This window comes from Phyllobacterium sp. 22229 (genome assembly GCF_052056495.1).
Lineage (GTDB): Bacteria > Pseudomonadota > Alphaproteobacteria > Rhizobiales > Rhizobiaceae > Phyllobacterium > Phyllobacterium myrsinacearum.
Genome location: NZ_JBQEPA010000016.1, coordinates 59,439 through 85,352 on the forward strand (window position 1 = coordinate 59,439; position 25,914 = coordinate 85,352).

At 61.8% G+C, this 25,914-nt stretch carries 25 protein-coding genes; 13 read left to right on the forward strand and 12 right to left on the reverse strand.

What is annotated here, in order from left to right; genetic code table 11:
- Positions 1 to 141 precede the first annotated feature (141 nt).
- A complete protein-coding gene (locus ACTJJ7_RS19165; RefSeq protein WP_440968496.1) occupies positions 142 to 1,038 on the reverse strand; it encodes a heme-dependent oxidative N-demethylase family protein in 897 nt (298 codons plus the stop codon).
- A complete protein-coding gene (locus tag ACTJJ7_RS19170) occupies positions 1,035 to 2,870 on the reverse strand; it encodes a M3 family oligoendopeptidase (RefSeq protein ID WP_440968535.1) in 1,836 nt (611 codons plus the stop codon). Before ACTJJ7_RS19170 ends, ACTJJ7_RS19165 begins: the two co-directional genes overlap by 4 nt.
- 457 nt (positions 2,871 to 3,327) lie before the next feature.
- On the opposite strand from ACTJJ7_RS19170, the gene ACTJJ7_RS19175 reads away from it, so the two are divergent.
- Positions 3,328 to 5,211 (forward strand): DUF882 domain-containing protein, encoded by a 1,884-nt coding sequence (locus ACTJJ7_RS19175; RefSeq protein WP_440968536.1) that lies wholly within the window; start codon positions 3,328 to 3,330, stop codon positions 5,209 to 5,211.
- Positions 5,212 to 5,322: 111 nt separating this feature from the next.
- On the opposite strand, the gene ACTJJ7_RS19180 is transcribed toward ACTJJ7_RS19175, so the two are convergent.
- Positions 5,323 to 5,964 (reverse strand): 2-dehydro-3-deoxy-phosphogluconate aldolase, encoded by a 642-nt coding sequence (locus tag ACTJJ7_RS19180; protein ID WP_440968497.1) that lies wholly within the window; start codon positions 5,962 to 5,964, stop codon positions 5,323 to 5,325.
- Between the two features lie 38 nt (positions 5,965 to 6,002).
- Complete coding sequence (locus tag ACTJJ7_RS19185) at positions 6,003 to 6,635, reverse strand: N-acetylmuramidase family protein (protein WP_440968498.1); 633 nt, start codon at positions 6,633 to 6,635, stop codon at positions 6,003 to 6,005.
- Between the two features lie 125 nt (positions 6,636 to 6,760).
- Between ACTJJ7_RS19185 and trhO the strand changes: the two genes are divergently transcribed.
- The 5 genes from trhO to modC all read left to right on the forward strand — a co-directional run bounded on the left by trhO (position 6,761) and on the right by modC (position 11,282).
- A complete protein-coding gene (gene trhO, locus ACTJJ7_RS19190) occupies positions 6,761 to 7,690 on the forward strand; it encodes an oxygen-dependent tRNA uridine(34) hydroxylase TrhO (RefSeq protein WP_440968499.1) in 930 nt (309 codons plus the stop codon).
- 87 nt (positions 7,691 to 7,777) lie between these two features.
- The gene (locus ACTJJ7_RS19195; protein ID WP_440968500.1) at positions 7,778 to 8,494 is read left to right on the forward strand and encodes a tellurite resistance TerB family protein; all 717 of its coding nucleotides are present in this window, start codon (positions 7,778 to 7,780) and stop codon (positions 8,492 to 8,494) included.
- A gap of 276 nt (positions 8,495 to 8,770) precedes the next feature.
- The gene (gene modA / locus ACTJJ7_RS19200; protein WP_440968501.1) at positions 8,771 to 9,523 is read left to right on the forward strand and encodes a molybdate ABC transporter substrate-binding protein; all 753 of its coding nucleotides are present in this window, start codon (positions 8,771 to 8,773) and stop codon (positions 9,521 to 9,523) included.
- 2 nt (positions 9,524 to 9,525) lie between these two features.
- The gene (modB, locus tag ACTJJ7_RS19205; RefSeq protein WP_440968502.1) at positions 9,526 to 10,209 is read left to right on the forward strand and encodes a molybdate ABC transporter permease subunit; all 684 of its coding nucleotides are present in this window, start codon (positions 9,526 to 9,528) and stop codon (positions 10,207 to 10,209) included.
- On the forward strand, positions 10,206 to 11,282 hold the full coding sequence (gene modC, locus ACTJJ7_RS19210) for a molybdenum ABC transporter ATP-binding protein (RefSeq protein ID WP_440968503.1): 1,077 nt from the start codon (positions 10,206 to 10,208) through the stop codon (positions 11,280 to 11,282). The genes modB and modC overlap by 4 nt, the downstream gene beginning before the upstream one ends.
- A 4-nt stretch (positions 11,283 to 11,286) precedes the next feature.
- Here modC and ACTJJ7_RS19215 read toward each other — a convergent pair whose 3' ends face one another.
- Positions 11,287 to 12,456 (reverse strand): pyridoxal phosphate-dependent aminotransferase, encoded by a 1,170-nt coding sequence (locus ACTJJ7_RS19215; RefSeq protein ID WP_440968504.1) that lies wholly within the window; start codon positions 12,454 to 12,456, stop codon positions 11,287 to 11,289.
- 91 nt (positions 12,457 to 12,547) lie between these two features.
- On the opposite strand from ACTJJ7_RS19215, the gene ACTJJ7_RS19220 reads away from it, so the two are divergent.
- Together ACTJJ7_RS19220 and ACTJJ7_RS19225 are read left to right on the forward strand one after the other, a co-directional pair.
- Complete coding sequence (locus ACTJJ7_RS19220) at positions 12,548 to 13,222, forward strand: GNAT family N-acetyltransferase (RefSeq protein WP_105731887.1); 675 nt, start codon at positions 12,548 to 12,550, stop codon at positions 13,220 to 13,222.
- A gap of 60 nt (positions 13,223 to 13,282) precedes the next feature.
- Positions 13,283 to 13,495, forward strand: coding sequence for a hypothetical protein (locus ACTJJ7_RS19225; RefSeq protein WP_165401835.1), 213 nt, complete (start codon positions 13,283 to 13,285; stop codon positions 13,493 to 13,495).
- Between the two features lie 282 nt (positions 13,496 to 13,777).
- On the opposite strand, the gene ACTJJ7_RS19230 is transcribed toward ACTJJ7_RS19225, so the two are convergent.
- The 4 genes from ACTJJ7_RS19230 to ACTJJ7_RS19245 all read right to left on the reverse strand — a co-directional run bounded on the left by ACTJJ7_RS19230 (position 13,778) and on the right by ACTJJ7_RS19245 (position 17,716).
- On the reverse strand, positions 13,778 to 14,893 hold the full coding sequence (locus ACTJJ7_RS19230) for a nickel/cobalt transporter (RefSeq protein ID WP_130270684.1): 1,116 nt from the start codon (positions 14,891 to 14,893) through the stop codon (positions 13,778 to 13,780).
- Positions 14,894 to 14,897: 4 nt separating this feature from the next.
- Positions 14,898 to 15,557, reverse strand: coding sequence for a DUF1007 family protein (locus tag ACTJJ7_RS19235; protein WP_440968505.1), 660 nt, complete (start codon positions 15,555 to 15,557; stop codon positions 14,898 to 14,900).
- Between the two features lie 67 nt (positions 15,558 to 15,624).
- The gene (locus ACTJJ7_RS19240; protein WP_440968506.1) at positions 15,625 to 16,524 is read right to left on the reverse strand and encodes a LysR family transcriptional regulator; all 900 of its coding nucleotides are present in this window, start codon (positions 16,522 to 16,524) and stop codon (positions 15,625 to 15,627) included.
- Position 16,525: 1 nt separating this feature from the next.
- Positions 16,526 to 17,716 carry an amidase gene (locus ACTJJ7_RS19245; protein WP_440968507.1) on the reverse strand — a complete coding sequence of 397 codons (1,191 nt, stop codon included), beginning with the start codon at positions 17,714 to 17,716 and terminating at the stop codon, positions 16,526 to 16,528.
- 541 nt (positions 17,717 to 18,257) lie between these two features.
- On the opposite strand from ACTJJ7_RS19245, the gene odc2 reads away from it, so the two are divergent.
- Entirely contained in the window at positions 18,258 to 19,391 is a 1,134-nt protein-coding gene (odc2, locus tag ACTJJ7_RS19250) for an ornithine/lysine decarboxylase (RefSeq protein WP_105731891.1), read from the forward strand.
- Positions 19,392 to 19,475: 84 nt separating this feature from the next.
- Positions 19,476 to 20,105 carry a GNAT family N-acetyltransferase gene (locus ACTJJ7_RS19255; RefSeq protein ID WP_105731892.1) on the forward strand — a complete coding sequence of 210 codons (630 nt, stop codon included), beginning with the start codon at positions 19,476 to 19,478 and terminating at the stop codon, positions 20,103 to 20,105.
- Positions 20,106 to 20,138: 33 nt separating this feature from the next.
- On the opposite strand, the gene ACTJJ7_RS19260 is transcribed toward ACTJJ7_RS19255, so the two are convergent.
- The gene (locus tag ACTJJ7_RS19260; RefSeq protein ID WP_440968508.1) at positions 20,139 to 20,747 is read right to left on the reverse strand and encodes an alpha/beta hydrolase; all 609 of its coding nucleotides are present in this window, start codon (positions 20,745 to 20,747) and stop codon (positions 20,139 to 20,141) included.
- A gap of 277 nt (positions 20,748 to 21,024) precedes the next feature.
- Here ACTJJ7_RS19260 and ACTJJ7_RS19265 point away from each other — a divergent pair, with 277 nt between their 5' ends.
- Together ACTJJ7_RS19265 and ACTJJ7_RS19270 are read left to right on the forward strand one after the other, a co-directional pair.
- On the forward strand, positions 21,025 to 21,588 hold the full coding sequence (locus ACTJJ7_RS19265; RefSeq protein WP_440968509.1) for an isochorismatase family protein: 564 nt from the start codon (positions 21,025 to 21,027) through the stop codon (positions 21,586 to 21,588).
- Entirely contained in the window at positions 21,585 to 22,583 is a 999-nt protein-coding gene (locus ACTJJ7_RS19270) for a GlxA family transcriptional regulator (protein WP_440968510.1), read from the forward strand. The genes ACTJJ7_RS19265 and ACTJJ7_RS19270 overlap by 4 nt, the downstream gene beginning before the upstream one ends.
- Here the strand turns inward: ACTJJ7_RS19270 and gndA are convergent, their stop codons facing one another.
- Both gndA and ACTJJ7_RS19280 read right to left on the reverse strand, forming a co-directional pair.
- The gene (gndA, locus tag ACTJJ7_RS19275) at positions 22,584 to 24,002 is read right to left on the reverse strand and encodes an NADP-dependent phosphogluconate dehydrogenase (RefSeq protein WP_105731896.1); all 1,419 of its coding nucleotides are present in this window, start codon (positions 24,000 to 24,002) and stop codon (positions 22,584 to 22,586) included. It abuts the gene before it with no gap.
- A gap of 90 nt (positions 24,003 to 24,092) precedes the next feature.
- Positions 24,093 to 24,926: a MurR/RpiR family transcriptional regulator gene (locus ACTJJ7_RS19280; RefSeq protein ID WP_440968511.1), complete on the reverse strand. Its 834-nt coding sequence runs from the start codon at positions 24,924 to 24,926 to the stop codon at positions 24,093 to 24,095.
- 135 nt (positions 24,927 to 25,061) lie between these two features.
- On the opposite strand from ACTJJ7_RS19280, the gene ACTJJ7_RS19285 reads away from it, so the two are divergent.
- Positions 25,062 to 25,862 carry an N-formylglutamate amidohydrolase gene (locus ACTJJ7_RS19285; RefSeq protein ID WP_440968512.1) on the forward strand — a complete coding sequence of 267 codons (801 nt, stop codon included), beginning with the start codon at positions 25,062 to 25,064 and terminating at the stop codon, positions 25,860 to 25,862.
- Positions 25,863 to 25,914: the final 52 nt, after the last annotated feature.

A 25,914-nucleotide genomic window follows, 5' to 3' on the forward strand; every position in this document is an offset into this window, starting at 1 on the left:
TCCTAATTTTTTAATCTCCATCAATGAGGGCAGCGGTTATTTCACCGCTTCAAAGAAACCATAGAGCATAGTGATGACAAAGAGCAAACAACCGTTCACCCGAAAGGGGTGAAAACTGCAACTACTGTTAATTGAAATGCTTCAAAGCGACTTTAAAGCCGTGACAAGCCGGTCGCGGACAGCCATAATGCCTTTGTAATGCGCCTGCGCCTCGTTCAGCGACTGGAGCTGACGGGCAAAGGCTTCGGCCACGCCGCGGCATTCCGGGTGCCGTTTCAAGGCGCTCACCGGATCGAGATGAATGCGGATGGTGAAGAGAATGGCGCCGGATGCCGGCAGCTTGCGCAGGGTCTGGCGTTCGACGCGGATAAAGCTCTGGGTAACAATGTCCGCATCCGTGTAGCGTGCGCCCTTCTGGTGGCTCGACAACGGGTGGTAGAGATCGCCGTCCGGCTGCAACGACCAGTTCATGCGATAGACCGACCGGTCCGGCCGCAGATTGTCGAACATGCGGCTGATCAGGCCGGCATTGCGCGTGCCCGCGCCGAAATCCGGCACCGGTGCGTGGATATCCTCCATGGAGCGGCCGAATTTTTCCAGAAGGGTCCAGGAGGAAGGGAAGGACAGCGATGCCGCCGCCAGATGCCAGCCGCGCCGTTCATCCTTGCGCATGAGGACGAGGTCTTCCTGCACCATATTGGCGGCCCGATGCAGAAAGGGCGAACCGGCGCCGCCGAGCGCCACCTGCTCGTCCCAGCCGGCAATCGCGATATCCTCGCCGTCCCGCCGGTAAAGCGCTGGGTAGTGCCCGGCAAGATGCGCGCTCAAGAGGTCGAGCACTTCCTTTTGCGCGTCCTGCGTGCCGGGTTCCTCGACAAAAATCTTCCCCGCATGCAGCCCGAATAGCCGTCGCTTTTCCCTGAGGTAGGGAACGAGATTGGCGTCAATCTCGATCCAGTCCTTCAGGTCAAGCTGGTGCAACCCGATGGTGAAGGGTTGCGCCGAACCGTCATATGGCGTGTGAGCGGGCGCACTCATTCCGGGTTGTCCATCGCCTCCAGCTCGTCGATGATGCCTTCGATGACGGAAAGACCCTTCTGCCAGAATGCCGGATCGGTGGCATCGAGACCGAAAGGAGCCAAAAGCTCCGAATGGTGTTTCGTGCCGCCCGCCTTCAGCATGTCGAAATATTTCTGCTGAAAGCCCGCATCGGCATTCTGGTAGACCGCATACAGCGAATTCACCAGACAATCGCCGAAGGCATAGGCGTAGACGTAGAACGGCGAATGGATGAAATGCGGAATATAGGTCCAGAATGTCTCATAGCCGGGGCCGAAGCGGATCGCCGGCCCGAGGCTTTCCTTCTGCACGTCCAGCCAGATCTCGCCGATGCGGTCTGAGGTGAGTTCGCCATTGGCGCGCTCGGTGTGCACCCGGCGTTCGAACAGGTAGAAGGCGATCTGGCGCACGACCGTGTTGATCATGTCCTCGGCCTTCTGGGCCAGCATGGCCTTGCGCTCGCGCCTGTCGCGGGTTTTTTCCAGCAGCGAGCGGAAGGTCAGCATTTCGCCGAAGACGGAGGCGGTTTCGGCGAGGGTCAGCGGTGTTGACGCCATCAGCGCGCCCTGATCACCGGCCAGAACCTGATGCACGCCGTGCCCGAGTTCATGGGCAAGGGTCATCACGTCACGCGGCTTGCCCATATAGTTGAGCAGCACATAGGGATGCACCGATGGCACGGTCGGATGGGCGAAGGCGCCCGGCGACTTGCCGGGGCGGGTGGGCGCGTCGATCCAGTTTTTCTCGAAGAAGGCGCGGGCGATATCGGCCATCTCAGGCGCAAAACCGCGATAGGCCGACAGCACCGTGTCTCTGGCTTCGGTCCACGGGATCACCGCCTGCGGCGTTTCCGGCAAGGGTGCGTTGCGGTCCCAGTTGTTGAGGTAGTCGAGGCCGAGCCATTTGGCCTTCAGCGCGTAGTAGCGGTGCGACAGGCGCGGATAGGCCGCCTGCACGGCCTCGGCCAGGGCGTCCACCACCTCCCGCTCGACGCGGTTGGCGAGGTGGCGGCTGTCGGCAATATCGGCAAAGCCGCGCCAGCGGTCGGAGATTTCCTTGTCCTTGGCCAGGGTATTGGTGATCAGCGTGAAGGTGCGCAGATTTGCCTTGAAGGTCTTTGCCAGCGCGTCGGATGCTTTTTTGCGCACGGCTCCATCGGCGTCCTGCAACATGTTGAGCGTCGGTTCGAGCGCAAGGTCTTCCCCATCGACATCAAAGCGCAGTGCCGTCATGGTTTCGTCGAACAGGCGGTTCCAGGCGCCGCGTCCGGTGATCGACTTCTCGTGGAACAGCTGTTCGATCTTGTCGTCGAGCTGGTAGGGCTTGTCCTTGCGCAGATCGACCAGCCAGGGCCGGTAATGGCCGATGGCGGGATTGCCGTCCATCGCCTTTTCGATCACCGCATCGTCGATGCGGTTGAGTTCGAGGCTGAAGAAGATCAGATGCGCGCTGGCATTGGTCATCTTTTCCTGGATGTCGCCATAGAGCTTGGCGCGCTTGGGATCGGAGGTATCGCCCGCATAGACCAGCCCGGCATAGGAGACGATCTTGCCGATCAGTTCTTCCAGCGCTTCGAATTCCTTGATCGCTTCGGCAAAGGCGCCGCCCTGGGGCTTGGCGGCTTCCGTCGCCAGATTGCCTTTCCAGCGCTTGGCGAACAGCACGGCCAGCTCATCGGCCTTCTGCAGGTCCGCTTTCAGTTCACTGCTGTCCGCCGACGGATAAAGATCGGCCAGATTCCACTCGGGCAGGGCGCCGAGCGCGCTCTGATCCGCCTTGACGGCGGCAGCGCCGGACTTTGCGGAAGGCATGGGGTTCTTGATTTCGAAATTCATTTTGGCACCGTTTTTTGGCAATCGACCGCTTGTTCAAACGCGAATCATGAGAGATAGTTTCGGCGAGCCAGATGTTAAAAGTCCATTGGCGATTGTTCCAGTTGCGTATTCCGCGTTTACAAAACGTGCGTGTGTAAGACCTAAGAAGGGTGGATTCTGACGCCAAAAGGTCTTAATGGTGCTGTTAACCACCCGTTGACCATGTCTTGAATCAGCTTTTCGCGTCTGGGTTTTTGCCATGCTCTCAACGTATTTGTTCTTCAATAAGTGACCATTAACCATTAAATCGGATAATCCAGATATTCGGGGACTGGAAAAAACGGTCAAGGTTGGGACGACATTGTCAAACATGATTCATGCACAGAACGGCAAATCGACGGCAGGTTCTTTTGTACGCGCCAGCTGGTTTGTGTTCCTCATGGTCTTCGGCTCGATGCTGTTCGCATCGGCACAGGCTTCCGCTGAGACACGCACGCTCAAGCTCTATTTCATTCACACCAAGGAACGCGCGGAAATCACGTTCAAGAAGAATGGACGCTATCAGCAGGACGGCCTGAACAAGCTCAACCGCTTCCTGCGCGACTGGCGCCGCAACGAACCGACGAACATGGATCCCCGCCTGTTCGATCTGGTCTGGCAGGTCTATCAGGCCGTTGGCGGCTCCGATTACATCCATGTGGTTTCTGCCTACCGGTCTCCGGCCACCAATTCCATGCTGCGCTCGCGCAGCCGCGGCGTCGCCCAGAAAAGCCAGCATATGCTGGGCAAGGCGATGGACTGGTATCTTCCCGGCGTGAAACTTTCGACCCTGCGCGTGACCGCGCTGAAATTCCAGGCCGGCGGCGTCGGCTATTACCCGACATCCGGCTCGCCTTTCGTCCACACCGACGTCGGCAATGTCCGCATGTGGCCGCGCATGAGCCGCCGCGAACTGCTGGCCGTCTTCCCCGACGGCAAGACGATGCACATCCCCGCGGATGGCAAGCCGCTGCCCGGTTATGAACAGGCTGTTGCCGCCTATGAATCGCGCAAGCGCAGCGGCGGTTCCGTGCAGGTCGCCAGCAATTCCTCCAGCTCCGGCCGTCGCGGCAAGACCCTGTTCGGCATGCTCTTTGGCGGCGGCGGTGCCGACGACGAGGAGGATTCCAGCGAAGGCAGCGTCGCCGTGGCCTCCGCGCCGACCCCATCGCGCGGCGTAGCCCGCGTTGCAAGGCCGGCTGCATCGGATGATGACGAAGGCGGCGGTGCAACATCGCTGCCGGGCGTGGCGGTCGGACAGTCTGCCCCTGCCGCAGCTCCGGCTGCGCCTGCCCTGCCAACCCGCAATGCGCCTGCGCCTTTGACAGCGCCGCGGCCTGAAACACCGGTCGAAGCCTCGCCGGAAGACAATGCCGCGCTCGCCTTTGCCGTTCCCGTGCCGCTGCGCCGTCCGGACTATGCGCCGGCTGCGCCTGAAACAGGCGCTCCCGCCACGCTGAACGCGCTCGCCGAGGATCAGTCGACCGTTGTCGCAGCCCTGCCGACGCCGCGTCCCACCGACAGCGCCGGTGCCATCCGTGACATGATCGCCGCCAATGTGAACACTCCGGCCAACGAACCGGCACCGGCCGCTCAGCCGGAAATGGTCAATGCGCTGGTTCCCGTTCCCTTTGACAAGCCGCAGTCCGGTCCCAAGCGTACCGACATGATGGTGGCCTCGGTGGTGCCGAACCCGCGCCCGGCCATGCCGCCTGCGCAGGTACAGGTTGCCGCGGCATCCGAGCATGATGTGATCCCGGTCCCGAATGACGATCTGGAAACCATCATCAAGCAGTCCGATGCAGCCCATGCCAAGGCACCGGCCGTTGCATCGGCCCAGGCCATGCCGACTGTACCGGCAACCACGGGCGGCCGCGTCGTCCGCAACAAGCCGGCACCGGCCCAGAACACGCAGCTCGCATCGGCTGAGCCTCAGCCGTCGCTGCGCCGCACCATGCTGGATGCGGGCGGTTCGGCCGATCCGGTTGCCATGCTCGACAGCGGTGTGATCACCACGGGCAAGACCTCGAAGCCGCGCCGCCAGTCGGCCAAGAACCAGGGTGCCAAGGCTATCCAGGTTGCCTCGGAAGTGCCGGACCGCGCGCTGTCCAGCCAGCAGGTCGCCGAGACCTCGCCGAATGTCGAACCGGCCGTCCTGCGCAACGAAGCCATGCGCACTGCGCCGACGACCGTTTATACGGCAGGCTTCCAGCAGGCGCTGCCGGTGGCCGACACCAACAAGTTCACGGGCAAGGCTGTGACCTTCCTGTCGATTGCGAAGTTCACCGCAACCAACTGATCGCCCGTTGACGGGTCAAACAAAAGGGCGGCTCCGAAACGGGCCGCCCTTTTTCATGAATTCCGGTATCTGCTGCACCATGCACTAAGAGGCATGCTTAAAAATACCGCTTTATGCCTTCGCCAGCTTGGCGGCCTCGGCGGCAAGCCTGGTGATTTCATCCCAGTTTCCGGCCTGAACCAGATTTTCCGGCGCAACCCAGGAGCCGCCGACACAGACAACGTTCGGCAGATCAAGATAGGTTTTTGCATTGCCCGCACCGATACCGCCGGTCGGGCAGAACTGGATACCGGCAAAGGGTGACGACAGGGATTTGAGGAAGGACGCTCCGCCTGCCTGCTCGGCCGGGAAGAATTTCAGCATTGTATAGCCTTCTTCGCGCAGCGCCATGATTTCCGCCGGTGTGATCGCACCGGGAAGCAGCGGCACCTTGCCGGAGCTCGCAGCCTTCAACAGCTGCGGCGTGGCGCCGGGGCTGACGATGAAACGCGATCCGGCGGCGCTGGCCTCTTCATACTGGCGCGCATTGAGAATGGTCCCGGCACCGACGATGGCCTCGGGCACTTCATTGGCGACGGCGCGGATGGCGTCGAGCGCGGCGGGTGTGCGCAGGGTGATCTCGATGGCCGGAAGGCCACCGGCGGCCAGCGCACGGGCCAGCGGCACCGCATGGGCGACATCGTTGACGAGAATGACCGGGATAACCGGCTGGCCCTTCAGAACGGGTAATAGCAAATCGGTCTTCTGGGCCATGTCAAACTCTCCGCTGTTGTTGGGTTCAATCGATTTAGTCATACCGGGCCGCTTTGTCCACCGCTTGCTGTGATGCCGCGGGATTCGGCCGCGGCAAAACGGCGCCAGGCGAGGGCCAGCTTGGCATCATAGCGGTTCTGTGTGAACTTTGGACCGTTATAGGCGCGGGCAAAGCTCTTCCAGTCATGCCGTGCCAGGACGGGCATGAGGTCGTTGTGCGCGATGAAGCGGATCATCAGGCGCAGCTGCCCCTTGAGCGAAGCGCGCGCTTCGGCGACGAGCGCCTCGACGCTGTCATGGCCAAGGCATTTCCAGTGGGCGCCCATGACCTGCCCGATCCCCCAGGATACGGATTCCAGCGCTGCCGGCCGGTTGATGGCGATGGCGGCCTCCAGCAGCTGCCAGCGCGCCGCCTGTGATGCGGGATTGCGGACCGCACCGGCGGTCGGGCTGGCGAGACCTTTGCTGCGGGCGATCTGCCGCTGGCCGCCTGTCAGACGCAGGTCGAAATAGTGTCCCTCGAAGCGGATGGGCGGTTCGCTGCGCCCATCGATCCGGTAAAGGCAGACGCCGCCGCTTTCCACCTCGACGACGGCCAGCAGCGCCGCCGGTTCGATTTCGGCCCGCTGCGCCTCGTCGCGGATGTCGCCCATATCCTGTTGTGAAAGCATGTTCTCAGTTCCTCGGGAATTGTACCTGTTCACCAGGGATTATCGGGCGCTTTGGCGGGTGGTTGATAAGTTGGTGGTGTAAAACTCTTGAAATCATCGCCTGGGAGCAGTAGTTGCAGGGGATCATGACCGATCACACAGCAAACTTGCCCTTCAAAGTGGCAGCACTCTACCGTTTTGCCCGGCTGGAACACTACCAGTCGTTGCAGGAGCCGCTGGCGCAGCTGTGCTGCGGGGCGGGCATCAAGGGCACGCTGCTGCTGGCGGGCGAAGGCATCAACGGCACGGTGGCCGGTTCGGCTGAAGCCATCGACAGGCTGGTTGCATTTCTTGAAGCGGAGCCTGCCATTGCGGGCATGGAACTGAAATATTCCTACGCGAGCGACATGCCGTTCAAGCGCATGAAGGTGCGGCTGAAAAAGGAAATCGTCACCATGGGCGTCGAGGATATCGACCCGCTCCAGAGCGTCGGCACCTATGTGTCCGCGCAGGAGTGGAACGCGCTGATTTCCGATCCCGGCACGATCGTCATCGATACGCGCAATGATTATGAAACGGCGATCGGCACCTTTGCCAATGCGGTCGACCCGCAGACAAAGACGTTTCGCGAGTTCCCGCAATGGGTGGAAAACCACCGCGACGAACTGGAAGGCAAGAAGATCGCCATGTTCTGCACCGGCGGCATCCGCTGCGAGAAGGCGACGGCCTTCGTCAAGGGGCTGGGTTTTGACGATGTGTTCCACCTGAAGGGCGGCATCCTCAAATATCTCGAGGACGTGCCCGCCGAGGAAAGCCGCTGGGAAGGCGAGTGCTTTGTCTTCGACGAACGCGTCTCGGTCGGTCATGGACTGGTCGAGGGCGACGCGGAGCTGTGCCATGCCTGCCGCAATCCGATTGCGCCGGAGGACAAATTGTCCCCGCTGTTTGCCGAAGGCATTTCCTGCCCGAACTGCTATCACGAGCGGACGGATGCCGACCGCGCCCGCTTTGCCGAACGGCAAAAACAGGTGAAACTCGCCAAATTGCGCGGCGAAAAGCAGCATATCGGCTCCTGATCACAAAAAATCCATCGGTCATTGCAATGCCGCCATGCCGACCCTAACTAGGTCGGGACGCATCCGTGCAGCCATGAGGAGATTTGCATGTTCGACCCGAAGAAGATTCTTGATGATTTTCTGGGAAGCAGTATTCCCGGAACTGGAACCTCCGTTCGAGATACGGCCGGCAAGGCAACACAGATGGCCAAGGACAATCCGCTGGCGGCAGGCGCTTTGGCTGCGGTGCTGCTGGGCACAGGCACGGGCCGCGACATCGCTGGCGGTGCGCTGAAGCTCGGCGGCCTCGCTGCCGTGGCCGGGCTCGCCTACAAGGCCTATCAGAATTACCAGTCGGGCAATGCACCGGCTGAGACGGCAAAGACCGGGGAGCCGGACCTGCTGCCGCCGCCTGACGATTCAAGCTTCCATCCGGCGACGGCGCCGCAGGGCGAGCATGCGTTCGCGCTGGTGCTGGTGCGCGCCATGATTGCCGCTGCCCGCGCTGACGGCCATGTGGATGAGGCGGAGCGTGCCCGCATCGTTGAAAAGCTCTCGCTGTCCGGCATGAACAGCGACGCGCAGGAATTCCTCGCCACGGAGCTGAATGCCCCCGTCAATGTCGACGCGCTGGTTGCCGCCGCTGTCACCGATGCGCAGAAGGTCGAGCTTTACACGGCGTCGCGCCTTGCCATCGAGGCCAAGACCCGCGCCGAACGCGGCTATCTCGATCTTCTGGCGGGACGTCTGAAACTGCCGGATAATCTCATCGATCATATCGAAGCCACCGTGGCCAATGTGAAAACGCCCGCGCCGCAGGCGTAACGGCGAGCGAACCGGCATTGAAGACACCCGCCCCGCAAGGCGGGTGTTTTGCTCTCGACAAGACGAACGACTCCAGTCTAGTTTGACGCGTTCTGACTCGGGGCCGAGGGTTCGTCAGGACATAAGGGCAGTGTCGATGGCTGCCATTGCGTCAAGGGTTTTGAGAGCGTCCGGGTCGCGCGCGCTTTGTTCGGACCCACCATCATGTCTGATGTATGCAACTGGATGCATGGCCGGTGTGAGACCGCCATGGATTCGTGGACAGGGGTGGACCTCATGAAAAAAATTCTCATTCTGGGCTTTATGGTTCTGGCGGCGATGGCGGGTGTCAACGGTGCCTCTGCCGCCGAAAAGGTAACGGTGTTTGCCGCGGCGAGCATGAAGGAAGTGGTCGAAACGGCGGCTGCGAAATTTGAAGCAAAGACCGGCACGAAAGTGACCTCCTCCTTTGCCGCATCGTCGGTGCTGGCCAAGCAGATCGAGCAGGGCGCGCCCGCGAACCTCTTCATTTCCGCCGATCTCGACTGGATGGACTATCTCGAGCAGCGCAATCTCATCGACAAGCCGTCGCGCAAGATTGTTGCGGGCAATGCGCTTGTCATTCTGACCAAGGCTGACAAGGGTGATGCCGCGGCCATCCTGAAGGCCGGGCGCTTTGCCATGGGCGATCCCAGCAACGTGCCGGCGGGCAAGTATGGCAAGAGTGCGCTGGAGACATTGAAAGTCTGGGACGACGTCGCCAAGAACGCCGTTTTCACCGAGAATGTGCGCGCGGCGCTGGAATTCGTGCGCCGCGGCGAGGCGAATTCCGCCATCGTCTACGCCTCGGATCATACCGCTGCGCCGGAACTGATCGAAGCCTATCGTTTCGCCGGTTCGACGCACAAGCCCATTCTCTATCCGGCTGCGCTGGTCGGCAAGGAGCCTTCGGCTGAAGGCAAGGCGTTCCTCGATTTCCTCGCCAGCGATGAAGGCCAGGAGATCATCAAGTCGAAGGGCTTTGTCGGCGCATCTGACAAGGCAGGCTGATCGTGCCGGGTGAGACAGAATGGGCCATTGTTCTTCTGTCGCTGAGGGTCGCGCTGGTCGCGATCCTCGTCGCTCTGCCCTTTGCTTTCGTTTTCGCCTGGATCCTGGCGCGCTTTTCCTTCTGGGGCAAAAGCCTGCTGCAGGCGCTCATCACCATGCCGCTGGTCATTCCGCCCGTCGTCACCGGCTATCTCCTGCTGGTGTGGTTCGGCGCGCGCGGCATGCTGGGCGGCTTCTTCAATGACGTGTTCGGGCTGACCTTTTCCTTCCGCTGGACCGGTGCGGCGCTGGCGGCCGGTGTCATGGCCTTTCCCCTGCTGGTGCGGCCGATGCGGCTTTCCATCGAAAGTCTCGATCGCGGCCTTGAGGAGGCGGCGCGCTCGCTGGGCGCCCGGCGCATCGTGGTGTTCCTGACGGTGACGCTGCCGCTCCTGCTGCCGGGTATTCTCGCCGGTGCGGTGCTGGGCTTTGCCAAGGCGCTGGGCGAATTCGGCGCGACGATCACTTTCGTGTCCAATATTCCCGGCGAAACACAGACCCTGTCGCTGGCCATCTATTCGCTGCTGCAGAGCCCGAATGGCGACGTGGCCGCGCTGCGGCTGATTCTGGTTTCCGTGGTGATCTCCATCGTCGCGGTGGTGGCATCCGAATGGCTGCAGCGGCGGCTCAGCGGAGGGCGGACATGAGCGATACGTTGTTCGTCTCGGTTGAGGGCCAGGTCGGGTCATTCCCCGTCACCGCCGCATTCACGGCAGGCGGCGGCGTCACCGCGCTGTTCGGCGAATCCGGTGCGGGCAAGACCACGCTTCTGAAAATGATTGCCGGGGTCACGCGCCCGGCCAAGGGCCGGATCGCCATCCGCGATCACGTGCTGTTCGACAGCGCCAGGGGTATTCACCTTGCGCCGGAACAGCGCCGGATCGGCTATGTCTTCCAGGATGCGCGGCTGTTTCCGCATCTTTCGGTCAGGAACAACCTGACCTATGCGCGCTGGGCCGGGCGGCGCAGCGAAGGCCTGTCCTATGACCGGGTGGTGGCGCTGCTCGGCCTTGAGCATCTGCAGCAACGCGCCCCGGCGCTCCTGTCCGGCGGCGAGCGCCAGCGCGTGGCGATCGGGCGGGCGCTTCTGTCCAATCCGGCGCTGCTGCTGATGGACGAGCCGCTGTCGTCCCTCGATCATTCGCGCCGCCAGGAAATCCTGCCTTTCCTCGAAACCCTGCGCGATGAAACCGGATTGCCGATCCTCTATGTCAGCCACGAGATCGACGAGGTGGCGCGGCTCGCCGACGAGATCGTGCTGCTGCAGGGCGGCCGGGTCACGGCGAGCGGACCGGCCGAGGCGATCTTTTCGCGGCTCGGCAGCCACGACGATGCCGGTGCACTGGTGACGGGCGTGGTCACGGCAAGCGACGAGGCTTTCGGGCTGACATCCCTCGACATTGGCGGCCAGCCGTTCCAGATCGCCAGGCTCGGCTTTGCCGCCGGAACAAAGCTGCGGCTGCGGATAAGGGCGCGGGACGTTTCCATCGCCCGCGCACTGCCGCAGGCCATCAGCGTGCGTAACATCCTGCCCGCGAAAATTACCGCCATCACCGGCAATGACGGTCCCGACTGCGACCTGACGCTCGACATTGGCGGCCAGACCATCGTTGCGCGGCTGACGCGCAAGTCGGCGAGCGAGCTTGCGCTCAAACAGGGCGAGGCGGTGTTCGCCCTGGTCAAGGCCGCATCGGTGGATCGCGGCGTGTTGCGCGGCTGATCCGTTACTTGGCGAGAAACCGCTCGATGCGCTCGATGGCGCGCAGGATGTTTTCCTCCGAATTGGCGTAGGAGAGGCGGATATAGCCCTCGCCGAGAATGCCGAAATCGGGACCGCCGATCAGCGCCACACCGGCTTCATCCAGCAGGGCCGCCGCCAGCTGCTTGGCCGGCCATCCCGTCTGCTTGATGTTGGGGAAGGCATAGAACGCGCCCTTCGGCGTGGCACAGCTGATGCCGGGCAGGCTGTTGAGGCCGTCGACGACGATTCTGCGGCGGCTGTCGAAGGCGCGGCACATCTTTTCCACATCGTCCTGCGGGCCGTCGATGGCGGCGATGCCGGCATATTGGCTGGGGGCGTTGACGCAGGACCAGCAATTGACCGCGAGCTTGCGCACCTTGTCGTAAAGGCTGTCCGGCCAGATCGACCAGCCCATGCGCCAGCCTGTCATTGCCCATGTCTTGGACCAGCCGTTGAGCACGATCAGCCGGTCGCGGATCGACGGGAAGGTCAGGAGCGAACAGTGCTCCTCGCCATCATAGGTCATGACATCGTAGATCTCGTCGGACATGATGGCGACATGCGGATGCGCCTCCAGCCCCTTGACCAGCTTTTCAATCTCGGTCTTCGGGGTGACGCCGCCGGTCGGGTTGGCAGGTGAATTGAGGATCAGCAGCCGCGTCCTGGGCGTGATGAGCGCAAGCGTCTCCTCAGCCGAGAAGGCAAAGCCGTTCTCCTCGCGGACCGGCACGGGAACCGGCGTCGCGCCGGTGAATTCGATCATCGAGCGATAGATCGGGAAACCGGGATCGGGGTAAAGAATTTCCGCGCCCGGCTCGCCGAAAATCAGGATGGCGGCAAACATGGTCACCTTGCCGCCGGGAACGATGATGACATTCTCCGGCGAGACTTCCACACCCGTGGTGGTCAGCGTGCGGCGCACCACGGCCTCGCGCGCGGCGAGCAGCCCCGTTGCCGGCGTATAGCCATGATGGCCATCGCGCAGCGCCTTGATGGCGGCTTCGACGATATGGGCGGGCGTTTTGAAATCCGGCTGGCCGATGCCGAGATTGATGATGTCCTTGCCCTGGGCGGCGAGGGCGGTGGCGCGGGCGAGAACAGCGAAGGCATTTTCTTCACCGATACGGTCGAAACCGGAGATGGTACGCAGCATTATCTTGTCTCACATACAATTTATGTCTTCTGCTTTGTGCGGTTCCGATTGTATGGAGTCAAATACTCATATGCAAAACAGGTTTGGTAGCATGACCGATCTCAAGGACTGGACACCGCGCCCTCTGCCCGCCCGCGAAGCCATTGAGGGGCGATACGTCACTCTGGAGCCGCTGGACGCCGCCAGGCATGGCGACGGGCTCTACGCGGCATCGAGCGTTGCGGACGCGGCCGACCGTTTCCGCTATCTGTTTGAAACGCCAGCGGGCGACCGCCCGGCATTCGACGCGTGGCTGGAAAAGGTCTCGGCCAGCAAGGACCCGCTGTTCTTTGCCGTCATCGACAAGGCATCCGGTGAGGTAGCGGGACGGCAGACCCTGATGCGGATCGACCCGGCCTTCGGTGTCATCGAAATCGGCAACATCTACTGGGGGCCGCTGATCGCGCGCAAACCGGCGGCCACCGAGGCGCAGTATCTCTTCGCCTCCTATATCTTCGACACGCTCGGCTACCGCCGCTACGAGTGGAAATGCAACAATGCCAATGAGCCGTCCAAGCGGGCGGCCGAGCGGTTCGGCTTCACCTTCGAAGGCATCTTCCGCCAGCACATGGTGCAGAAGGGTGAGAACCGCGACACCGCCTGGTTCTCGATCATCGACAGCGAATGGCCGGCGCTGAAAGCCGCCTATCAGGCATGGCTGTCGCCGGATAATTTCGATGCTCAGGGCATGCAGATCAGACGGCTTGAGGATTTGCGCGCGGGTTAGAGCTTGCGTTCGGGCGCAACGGGGCTAAAAAGGCTGCGACTGTTGTACCCAGGAAAGACCATGACCGTGAGTGATCCCAAAAGCCGCAATGCTGCCATCGCCGCAGCCTGTATCATGCTTGGTTTCGGAATTGCCGCATTCTACATGCCCACCATGATGATCGCGCTGGGTGCCCGCTCGCCCATGCTGGCAGGCATTTTCGCTGCTGTCTTTGTGGTTGGTTTTTTTCTGGTGTTCTGGTTGCGTGGCAGGAGCCAGCGCCGCAGGGACTAGAGCCTTTCCTGCTTAAATAGAACCAGTTCTGTTTCCCGGATGGCGAGACAATCCACGCGGAAGGTAGCGAGGCCGATGTTTATCCATCGGACGACGCTGCCTGACAAAGTGGGTGTCCGCCAACCGGAAACCCGAAGGGCCGGGTGAATTTGGCCCAATGCCATCGGGCTTCGGCTTCGCCCGATGGATAAACATCGGTCTCGCCAAACCCCTCGGTCTTGAACCAAATTCCCTCCGGCAGAACGATTCTATTTAAGCAGGAAAGGCTCTAGAGCCTTTCCGTTAAAAACGCAGCGCTGCCGTCAGCAGCAGCACGCCGACCAGCACGATGAACAGCGCACCGCCGACTTCGATGGTGTTCTGAACGCGGGTTGAAAGCGCACCGCCGCCGGAAATCCTCAGGGCGACATTCTTGGCCGTGACCGCCAGCGTCGCCAGCACCGCCACGGTGATGAAGGTGCCAAAAGCCATGGCGAAGACCGAGAGCACGCCGCCGAGCATCAGCCCGTTCAACAGCGAGAATGTCAGCACGATCAGCGCGCCGGAACAGGGGCGCAGGCCCACCGCCACAATGGCCGACCATGCGGTCTTCCAGTTGAATTCGCCGCCAAGCATCGCCGGATCAGGCGCGTGCGAATGCCCGCAGGTGGCGCAGACCTCGCCCGCCGCATGATGGTGATCGTGATGATCATGCGCGTGATGGGCGTGATCATGCGCATGCGCCGCGTGGCTGTGGTGGTCATGGTCATGATGGTCATGTCCGCAACCGCAGTCATCGTCATGGCTGTGATGATGGTCGTGGTGGTGGTCGGTCAGCACCGAACCGTGATCGTGTTTTTCCGGCATGAGATGGGCGACGCGCGGGCCGAACAGGAGCGGCAGCTTGCGCCAGAGCAGGGACAGGCCGAAGGCGATGATCAGGACGAAACTGGCAATCTCCATATAGCGCGCCGCATCGTTCATCGACACGGTGGTGCCGCGCAAGACGAGCCAGGCCAGGCCGACGATGAACAGCGCGGTGATGGCCTGCAGCATGGACGAGGCGAAGGACAACAGGATGCCGCGCTTGAGCGTGGTCTCGTTGGCCAGCATGTAGGAGGATATCACCGCCTTGCCATGGCCGGGGCCGACCGCATGCAGGATGCCGTAGAGGAAGGAGAGGCCAACAAGCACCGAGGCCTGCCAGGGATCCTCGCGCATGGCTTTGAGCGCATGGGTCATGGCGAGGTAGAAATTGCGCTGCTGGATGTTGATCCACAGGATGATTTCGGCGAAAGGCCCGGTCGGCTGCATCGCCACCTCGTTCGAGCCGATGCCGAGCGAGGAGGTCTGCGCCCATGCATGGCCGCCGGCCAGCGCTGCGAGAACCAGGGCACAAACAAGGGTTGTTTTCCGCATCATCTTATCCTTTTGCCGGGCAGTCGATTTCCAGCTTGGTCGCAAAGATTTTCGACATGTTGGTCCCGGATGGGTCGTTGAAGAACGAATCGGTCAGCGTTGCCTGATTGGCGGCAAGCGCTTCATCCGGATTGGGCCGCACCACCTTGGATTTGCAGTTGGCGGGCAGGCCGGTGACGTGAATATCGCTGTCATTGACGTAATCGATCGCCGTGTAGAAGGTCGGATCATAGACGCCGAAACTGGTGACCTTGCCGAGCTTCAGCGGCTGTTTCGGCTTGCTCTCGAAGATGATCAGCAGCTGATTGTTCTGGAAATCGGCGATCAGGTGCTCCGGCGGCGCCATGACGACCTTCTTGTTGTCGAGCGTCACGGTCTGGAAATAGTCGAATTCGGAAATCGATGCATTGATGGTGTTTGCGAGATCGGTCAGTTCCTTCTCGTCCAGCTTCAGATCGCCGTTCTTGTCGAATTCGACGAGGACGGTGCTGGAGAAGAGATCGTCGAAACGCCAGACATGGCCGAGTTTCTGCACGGTTCCGTCGGGATTGATGGTGATATCGAGACGCGCCTCGGCGAAGACGTGCGGATGCACATACGCCGGCGTGGCGATCATCAGGCCTGTTGCGAGGGTTGCGACGAAAATCGCGATTCGTTGATGCATTATTCCGCCTGTAACATGAGCGCAAAGGACATTCCGAACGTGTCGAAATTGGGACGATATAACATATTCACGCCCGGCGGTTGTCCTTGAACCATTTTGCCAGATAGTCAACAAGCACGCGCACTTTGGCCGGCAGATAGCGGCGGTGCGGGTAAACCGCATAAATCCCGCCATCGCGCAGCGAAAAATCCTCCAGCACGCTGACCAGCCTGCCGCTTTCGATATCGGGCCTGGCGATGAAATCCGGCATGGAACCGAACCCCAGCCCGGCCAGCACGGCACGGCGGGTGGACAGCGGGCTGTTGATTTCCATCCGGCCGGATACCTGCACGGAGATCGTCGGGCCGCTGTCGTTGAGAAACTGCCAATTGTTGCGCGAGCGGTTGTTGGTGTCGATGATGCAGGGCAGGGAGGCCAGCTGCTCGGGACGGGTGGGGCGGCCGACCCGCTCGATCAGTTCAGGCGAGGCGCACAGCAGCGTCCCGAAGGGGGCGATGCGCTTGGCAATGAGCGAGGAATCCTGCAGGCGGGTGATGCGGATGGCGAGGTCGAAACCCTCTTCGACCAGGTCGACGAACCGGTCGTCCAGGCGCACATCGAGAATGATATCCGGCTGCTCGATGCAGAAGTCGATCAGGCATTGGCCGATATCCGCATCGGCGAAGGTGCGCGGCGCCGATATCTTGATGCGGCCCTTGATGTCGCTGCTCGATTCGCGCACCGTTTCCTGCAGGCTCTCCACCTCGCGCAGGATTTCGCTGGCGCGCTGGTAATAGGTGTGCCCGGCTTCGGTCAGCGAGAATTGCCGGGTGGTGCGGTTGAGCAGCAGCGCGCCGAGCTCGTCCTCCAGCTCCCGCACATATTTGGACAACAGCGCCTTGGAGCGGCCGATCTTCCGGGCTGCGGCGGAAAAGCCTTCCGCCTCCACCACATCGATATAGGCCCGCATCCGCGTGAGTGTGTCCATGTCAGTGGTTTCCTTCCGCGGCGGACAGGATGGCGCTGCCAAGCCGGATGAGGGCGCTGTCGCTGCCCTTGGGGCCAAGCAGGGAAATGCCGAACGGTGCACCATGGACTTCGCCGAGCGGCAAGGTGATCTGCGGAAAGCCCGAAAGGACGGACAGGCAGAGGAGGTGCAGGGCGCGTTCCCGGTAGGTCTGCAGGTCTTCGAAGGGCGAGCTGACCAGCGGCGCGGCGCCGGGAACGGTCGGCAGCACCATGACGCCGTCATCTCCCAGCACATCGGCAAGCTCGCGGCGGAAGAGATCGCGCCGCCGGGTCTGTGCCTCATAGGTCTGCGCATCGATAGCAGAACCATAGTCGAAACGGTCCTTGACGCCGGGACCGAGGCCGCGCTCGCCTGCCGATATCCAGGCGCCATGGGAAGCCCAGGCCTCGAAGCCCTGAATCTGCCGGAAGCAGAGATAGAGATCGTCCATGGAGGCTGTGGACTGGCGGGCGGATTTGGCATGGCCGAGATGGGCGGCGATATGCCGGTACATGGCGCGGAAGGCGGCGTCTTCCGCCTCGCCGAGCAGATAGTGCTCAAGCAGCGGAATGAACAGCGGGCGGTTGAGCTTGAAATCCTCCGCATCCGGTCCAAGCAGGACCGCGCCGACCTTTTCGTAGAGGTGCCTGTCGCGGGCGAACCAACCGAACGTGTCGAGTGAGGGGGCAAGCGGCATGGTGCCGGCCAGCGAAATGCGGCCATGCGTGGTGCGCAAGCCGATCAGTCCGCAGAAGCTTGCCGGAGCGCGGATCGAGCCGCCGGTGTCGGACCCGGTGGCAATGTCGGCCAGCCCGCCCGCCACGGCGGAAGCGGAACCGGATGACGATCCGCCGGTGACCCGGTCCGGCGCCTTCGGGTTGACCGGAAAGGGGTAGTGGCTGTTCTGCCCCATCAGCGAAAACGCCAGCTCATCCGTCTGCGTCTTGCCGATGAAACGGGCGCCTGAATCCAGCAATTTCTGCACCGACGGCGCGGTAACATGTGCGGCTGATTCGTGATTTTTCCCAGGATTGCCACATTGCGTTGGCAAACCGGCCACATCGAAAATATCCTTGACGGCGAGCGTATAACCGCTCAGCGGACCCTCCACCGGTGGAAAGGCCTGAAAAGGCAGATTCAGCAGGGCATTCAGCGGTGAAATCGTGCGCATCGTTCAATAATTCTATGTGATTTGGCCCCCTTTGTTCAATGAATAAAAAAATTTCGCAGATGCGAGATTTGTCATTGATTGGACACAAGTTTGGACTTATATCGCCCTTGCCCAAAGTCGCACGTGCCCCATGGGTGTCCGCCGATCTTCATTATGGTGAAGAAACGGTATGGTACCTGGAACTAACCCCTCCAGTCAGTTTGACGGCCTACTGCCAAACTGAGGACATCTTGAAGCAACGACGGTGCGGGCCTTTCTGGTGTCTTTCGGCTGTCCATAAGCCGGAATTACTGAAGAGGCACACCTTCATTGCCGGTAGTGCGGATGGCTTCATCCAAACCAAGGCAGACAAAGCGGATCAACGCTGGCTTAGCGTAGATCCATCGCCGCATGAACTTGTCCGTGTTTCCAGCATCTCCAAAGGCTGGCTTCGCGCGAGATGGATTCACGCACTTTGTCCTGGCGGTCATACGGGGGAGAAACCCCTGCGATCGCGACTTGTTGAGGCGGCCGGAAGTGCCGTCACGATTGGAGACCCAAGATGGCTACACAGCGCATTCTCGATTTCATCAATACCCGACGCCCGAATGGCCCCTGCATGGTGCTCGACCTCGAAGTCGTGCGCGAAAATTTCCACAATTTCGAGATGGCCTTGCCGGACTCGAAGATTTTCTATGCCGTGAAGGCCAACCCCGCGCCGGAAATCCTGCGCCTCCTGGCTTCGCTTGGCTCGAATTTCGACACCGCGTCGGTTGCAGAAGTTGAAATGGCGCTTGATGCCGGTGCATCGGCCGACCGTATTTCCTTCGGCAACACCATCAAGAAGGAGCGCGACATTGCCCGCGCCTTCGAACTCGGCATCCGCCTGTTCGCCGTCGACTGCGTTGAAGAAGTCGAAAAGGTTGCCCGTGCCGCTCCCGGCGCCCGCGTGTTCTGCCGCGTCCTGACCGATGGTGCGGGCGCCGAATGGCCGCTGTCGCGCAAGTTCGGCTGCGTGCCGGCCATGGCCGTCGACGTGCTGCGTGCAGCGCAGAAGCTCGGCCTCGAATCCTATGGCGTGTCGTTCCATGTCGGTTCGCAGCAGACGGACCTGGCTGCCTGGGACCGTGCCCTGGGCGATGCCAAGCAGGTTTTCGACGCGCTGGCCAAAGAAGGCATCACGCTGAAGATGGTCAATATGGGCGGCGGTTTCCCGACCCGTTACCTCAAGGACGTGCCGACCGCGCAGGCCTATGGCCAGGCGATCTTCCAGTCGCTGAGCAAGCATTTCGGCAACCGCCTGCCCGAGACCATCATCGAGCCCGGCCGCGGCATGGTCGGCAATGCCGGTGTCATCAAGGCGGAAGTCGTGCTGGTGTCGAAGAAGGCCGACAATGACAATGTTCGCTGGGTCTATCTCGACATCGGCAAGTTCGGCGGCCTGGCAGAGACCATGGACGAAGCCATTCGCTACCAGATCACCACCCCGCGGGATGGCGATCGCAGCGAACCCTGCGTGCTGGCCGGTCCGACCTGCGATTCCGCCGACGTGATGTACGAAAAGAACCCCTATCCGCTCCCCATTTCGCTGACCATCGGCGATGAGGTGCTGATCGAGGGAACGGGCGCCTACACCACGACCTATTCCGCGGTGGCCTTCAACGGCTTCGAACCACTCCGATCATACGTCATCTAAACCGGCATTGAGCCCGGTTGAAACGTTCTGCCCGGCAACGCGCCGGGCAGCGGTGACACGCACATGAGATGATTGGTCGAGACAATGGACGCAGCAGAAAACATCGAACAGAACCTGGTACCCGACGGCCTGTATTTCGCCGGCGCAGGTGCCTATACCATCGTCAATGAACTGCCGCAGGACGAGAAGGCGCGCGAAGATTTGCTTGACCGCGCCATGGGCGAGGGCCGCCGCCGCAAGTCGTCGGAAAAGCTGCGCCGCGGCCGCCTGCCGTCGGAAGGTCTTGCCTTCTCGGCACGCGGTGCCGGCGGCGCGCTGCTCGGTACGGTCCGGCTCTGGGACATCCAGGCCGGCCATGACGCGGCGGGCAAGGGCGTGCGCGCGCTGCTGCTCGGACCGCTTGCCGTCGATCCCGCATCGAAGGATCTCGGCATCGGTTCGGCGCTGATGCGCCATGCGGTCAAGGAAGCCGCCCGGCTCGGCCATGGCGCCATCATCCTGGTCGGCGATCCCGAATATTACGAACGCTTCGGCTTTACCGGTGCAAAGACGGCGGGGCTTGCCATGCCGGGTCCGGTCGAACGCCGCCGCTTCCTCGCGCTGGAGCTGAAGCCGGGGCATCTGGATGGTGCCAAGGGCCTGCTGACGCCGAAAGGCCGCCGCTCCTCGCGGGCAATGCGGATCATTCCGGTCTCGCTGCGGTTCTCCGCCTGAATGGAAAAGCCGGCCCTTTGGCCGGCTTTTTGTTTAGCGGGTCAGAAAGTCCTGGATTGCGCCGATCTCGCTCTGCTGGATTTCGTGTCCGCCGGGATGCCAGGCAATACGCACATCCGTTCCCTGAGCCGCAAGATAATCCGCCAGCGCCTGTGTGCGGCCGGGCGGGCAGATCGGGTCGCGCTGCCCGGCGGTGATGAGCACGCGCTTTCCCGCCAATTTCGGCTGGGGCGCCGGTGTCCACGGAATCAGCGGATGCATCAGGATGGCCGTGTCAAACAGCTCCGGTTGCTCCAGCATGACCGAGGCAAGAATGTTGGCGCCGTTGGAATAGCCAAGACCGACAACGCCGGATGGATTGGCAGCGTCCTTATGGGCTTTGACAAAATCCGCCATGGCCTGCGTCCGCACCGCCAGATCGTCCATGTCGTAGATGCCTTCGGCGGTGCGGCGGAAAAAGCGCGCGGCGCCATGCTCCGAGACATCGCCGCGCGGCGAGACGATACCCGCAGACGGGATCAGGCGGCGGGCGAAATCAAAGAACTGGTTCTCGTCGCCGCCCGTTCCGTGAAAAACGAAGAAGAGGGGGCTGTTCGGGGTATGCGCTGCATGGATGCGGTGCTGATAGGTGTTCGCAGACATGTCCGTCCTTTCCGCCCGGCGCCGGGCTTCGTGATTGTGCGTGTTGCCTCACATATGGCGCGGCGGCGGCTGGCGTGAAAGCTGCCCGCCGCTTGATGGATTGTCTCCGTGGCGTAGACAGCGGGCGCGCATGGTTCTGAAATCTTTGACAACGCTTGCAATGGATGTACTCCATCAATCGATGTCCTTTTTTGTCCGCTTCCCGTCCATTGCATGCGTATCAGCCGATTGCATCGCGTTGTATTGTTGGGCTATCAACACACAGGAGATGCCAGAAATGTCCGCAGATATTGCTCTTATCGTCATCGACGTGCAGGAATCCTTTCGCCAGCGCGGCTATTGGAACGAAGCCGAAGCGCAGCCTTTCATTGCCAACATCCAGCGCCTGATCGATGGGGCCAAGGCTGCCGGCCTGCCGGTCATCCAGATTTTCCATGTCGACGGCGACGGTCCGTTTGCGCTGGACTCCGGCTTCATCAAGCCGCTGGCACCGGTTTCGCTCGAGGCCGATATCGTGTTCCACAAGGCCCGGCACAGCGCGCTTGTCGGCAGCGGGCTTGATGTCTGGCTGACGGAGAACCGCATCCGCAAGCTACTGGTATCGGGTATCCGCACCGAACAGTGCTGCGAAACCACGACGCGCCATGCGTCGGACCTCGGCTATACCGTCGATTACGTCTCCGAGGCCACGCTGACCTTCGCCATGACCAATGCCGCCGGGCGCACCTTCAGCGCCGACGAGATCCGTGCCCGCACCGAACTGGTGCTGGACGGACGCTTTGCCCGCATCGTCACCGTCGACGAGGCGTTGAACGGGGCGGGGCAGGCGCTGGCCGCATGACGCTGGAGGAACGCCGGCACATCGATGTTCTGGTGGTGGTGCCCGCAAGGGCGCTGCTGCTTGATATTGCCGGGCCGGTCGAGGTGCTGCGCAAGGCCAATCTGGAGCAGGACGCGGTGCATTTCGGCGTGCGCTATGTCGGCCCGCTGGCGAGCGTCACCACATCCATCGGCTTGACCATCAGCGGGATCGAGCCGCTGCCCCACCATGTGCCGGATGATGCGATGATCATGCTGGCGGGCGATACGACGATCCTTATGGACACGGCGGCGAGCCGCGGGGCGGAGGCGCATGGACACCGCGATAGGGAGATTGTCGCCTGGCTGAAGGCACATGTGGGGGAAAGCCAGACGCTGGTGACGATCTGCTCCGGCGCGCTTCTCGCCGCGCGGGCCGGTCTGCTCGATGCATGCAGCTGCACCACCCATTTCGCCTCCGTTGACGATCTGCGCGCCCTGGCGCCGACGGCGCGGGTGCTGGACAACCGGCTCTATGTCGAGGACGGCAACCGTTTTTCCAGCGCGGGGATCACGGCGGGCATCGATCTGATGCTGCATCTGGTCAGCCAGATGGCCGGGCCCGCCTGCGCGGTGGCCGTCGCGCGCTATCTGGTGGTCTATCTCAGGCGCAGCGGCACCTATCCGCAATGGTCGCCATGGCTGGACGGGCGCAATCACATCCACCCGGCGATCCACCGGGTGCAGGACCGGCTTGCCGCCGACCCGGCGCAACGCTGGACGCTGGAAAGCCTGGCGGATATCGCCGCAACCAGCCCGCGGCATCTGTCACGCCTGTTCAACGAACATGCGGGCATGAGCATTCCCGATTACCTCAACCGCCTGCGGGTGGCGCTGGCGCAGGAAATCCTCAGCCATACGCGGCTTGACATGGAAGGTGTGGCGGAGCGCACGGGGTTCGCTTCGGCGCGGCAGCTGCGCCGCGCCTGGGGCCGCATCCACGCCACCCCGCCAAGCGGGGCGCGGGGAATGCCGTGATCAGCCGATATCCGACCACGGGCCGTGGAAATCGCCTTCCTTGTCCACGCGCTTGAAGCCGTGGGCGCCGAAGAAGTCCCGCTGGGCCTGGATGAGATTGGCCGTGCCGCGTGCCTGCCGGTAACCATCGAAATAGCCGAGGGCGGCGGCCAGCGCCGGGGTCGGCAGACCGGCGAGGGCCGCCTTGGCAACCACATCGCGCAATGCCGTCGAGGCTGTCTTCATGCGTTCGACGAAGGATGGCGCCAGCAGCAGATTGTCCTGGCCGCCACCGGCGAACGCCGAGGCGATCTCGTCGAGGAACTGCGAACGGATGATGCAGCCGGCGCGCCAGATTTTCGCCGTGGTGTCGAGCGGGATGTTCCAGCCATGCTCGGCCGAAGCGCCTGACATGACGGCAAAGCCTTGCGCATAGGCGGCAATCTTGCCAGCGAGAAGGCCCTGTTCGAGTGCATCGATGAATGACTGATCCGTGCCCGCAAGCTTGGGGGCGCCGAGCGAAGCATAGGCCTTGGCCGCCCTGGCGCGTTCGTCGCGCAGCGCCGAAATCGAGCGCGCGGCAACCGCCGCTTCAATCCCGGTTGCGGGAATGCCAAGCATCTGCGCCTCGATGGCGGCCCAGCGGCCGGTGCCCTTCTGGCCCGCGCTGTCGACGATGATCTCGACGGCCGGCTTGCCGGTTTCCGTGTCGGTGGCGGCGAGCACCTTGGCGGTGATTTCGATCAGGTAGGAATTGAGCGGGCCCTTGTTCCATGTGTCGAAAATCTTGCCGATTTCAACCGGCGACAGTGCGAGCCCATCACGCAGGATGCCGTAGATTTCGGCGATCATCTGCATGTCGGCATATTCGATGCCGTTGTGGATCGTCTTGACGAAGTGACCGGCGCCATCGGGGCCGAGCAGCGCGGCGCAGGATTCGCCTTCATACTTCGCCGAAATGGCAGTCAGCACCGGTTCGATGCGCGCATAGGATTCGGGCGTGCCGCCGACCATGATCGACGGGCCGTGGCGCGCGCCTTCTTCACCGCCGGAAACGCCCATGCCGACGAAGGTCGGATCATTGGCACCGAGTTCCTTCAGGCGGCGGACCGTATCGTGGAAGTTGGCATTGCCCGCGTCGATGATGATGTCTTCCTTGGCAAGGAAGGGCTTCAGCGCTGCAATCTGCTCATCGACGGCTTCACCGGCCTTTACCATCAGGATGATCGGACGGGGCGCGCGGATGTTTTTGGCCAGGTCTTCCAGCGTTTCGCAGGGAATGATCTTGTCTTTGAGGGCGCCCGCTTCCTGATGGAAGGCGTGGGTCTTTTCCACCGTCCTGTTGTAAACCGCGACGCGATAACCGTTTTCGGCAATATTGAGCGCGAGATTGGCACCCATGACGCCAAGGCCGATCAATCCAATGTCAGCTTGCTGCATGATTATGTCCTTGCTTTATTCGATTCGAACGCAGGCCCAGAGCCCGGGTGAGCATTTGTATATCAATGTGTATTCCGGGCAATGACAATCTCAGCCGTCGCGCAGCTGTTCCATGTCACGGATGCGTTCGGCGCTGCTGTTCTGCAGCTTCTGCGTTACCCCGGCGATCAGGGTTTCCGCCATCAGGAAAAGCGTGGTGGAGGAGTCCCAGGGCGAAGGCACGGCGGTGCGCCCGGCAATGACATGGCGGGCAAAGCGGGCGATGGGCGACAGCCACTGGTCGGTGACCAGCACGATCTCGACACCGCGCACCTGTGCCTTCTCGGCGAAGCGGATGAGGCTGTCCTGATAGCGGCGGATATCGAAGATGACGAGGACGTCCTTCTTGCCCATGTCGATCAGCTGGTCGCGCCAGTTGCTTTCCTGGCCGGTGAGATGGGTGACGCCGGAACGGATGATCTTCAGATGCGCGGCCATGTAGATGGCGATCGGATCGGTGAAGCGGCCGCCGAGCAGATAGACATGGGTGCGGGTGCGGCTGAGCGCTTCCGTCGCATCGTCGAGCTGCTGCGTCGAAAGATGGTGAAACGTTTCACGGATGTTCTCGATGGCTGCTTCCATCAGCGGGTAAGCGGTGCTGCTCTTGGATGACTGAATGATCGTCGCGCGGTTGAGCGGCGACTGGATCTGGGCGGCGAGTTCCTGCTGCAGGGCCTGCTGGAACTCCGGATAGCCCTGAAAGCCGAGACGCGAGACGAAACGCAGGATCGTCGGCGAACTGACCCCCGCCTGCGCCGAAAACTCCGCCACCGTGCGCAGGCCGATCAGCGGGTAGTTGGCGATGAGGGTCTGCGCGGCCTTGCGCTCCGACGTCGACATGGCATCGATTTTTTCGCTGATCAGTTCGGAAATGCTTGTTCCCATCAAACTTCTTTCGGTCAAAGTCAAGAAACGCAATTTTCGCATTTGACAATTTTGCGACTTGTGTATCAAATCATACGTGAGTGGAAATAAAAATACAAAATGTAATACAAAGTACAAATTGCCGAAGAGGGCAAAATGGGATTATCGCAGGCCACGCACAGTGTCTGGGAGCCGGTCCGGGTATCCAACCCCGATGGCGGTTCGCCGTTTGTCATTCTGTGCGATCATGCTTCCAACCACATTCCCGCGCCCTATGGCCGTCTCGGCCTTGAGCCGGACGATCTGCAGAAGCATATCGCCTGGGACCCCGGCGCGCTGGGGGTCAGCCAGGGGATGGCTGCGCTGCTGGATGCGCCGCTGGTCGAATCCTGCGTCTCGCGGCTGATCATCGATTGCAACCGGCCGCTCGATGCGCCCGATCTCATCCCGGCCACGAGCGAATTGACCACGGTTCCCGCCAATACGGACCTCGATGCGCTGGAAAGGCAGCGGCGTATCGCACTGTCGCATCAGCCCTATCATGCGGCCATCGAAGAACTGGCAAGGGACCGTGCGCGCAAGGGATTTCCGGCGCCGGTCTATGTGGCGGTGCATTCGTTCACGCCGGTCTATCGCGGGGTCGACCGGCCCTGGCACATCGGCATCATTCATGACGAATACGATCAGGTTGCCGCACCGCTGATCGCGGGCCTGCAGGCGCTCGATCAATACTGCGTCGGCATCAATGAGCCCTATTCGCCCGCCGACCGGGTCTATTACACGCTTGACCGCCACGCATCGGCGCAAGGACTTGCCGCGGTGATGATCGAGATCCGCAACGATCTCATCACCACGCCCAAAGAAGAAAAAGCATGGGCCGGGACACTCTCGGCCATTTTGAAGGAAATTGCCCAAGGGCCGCTTTCCACAACCAGGAAGGCTGCAAACAGGATCTGAGGAAGACTGGTATCTGACGTTAGAAATCTCTCAAGAATAACGGGGAACGTGA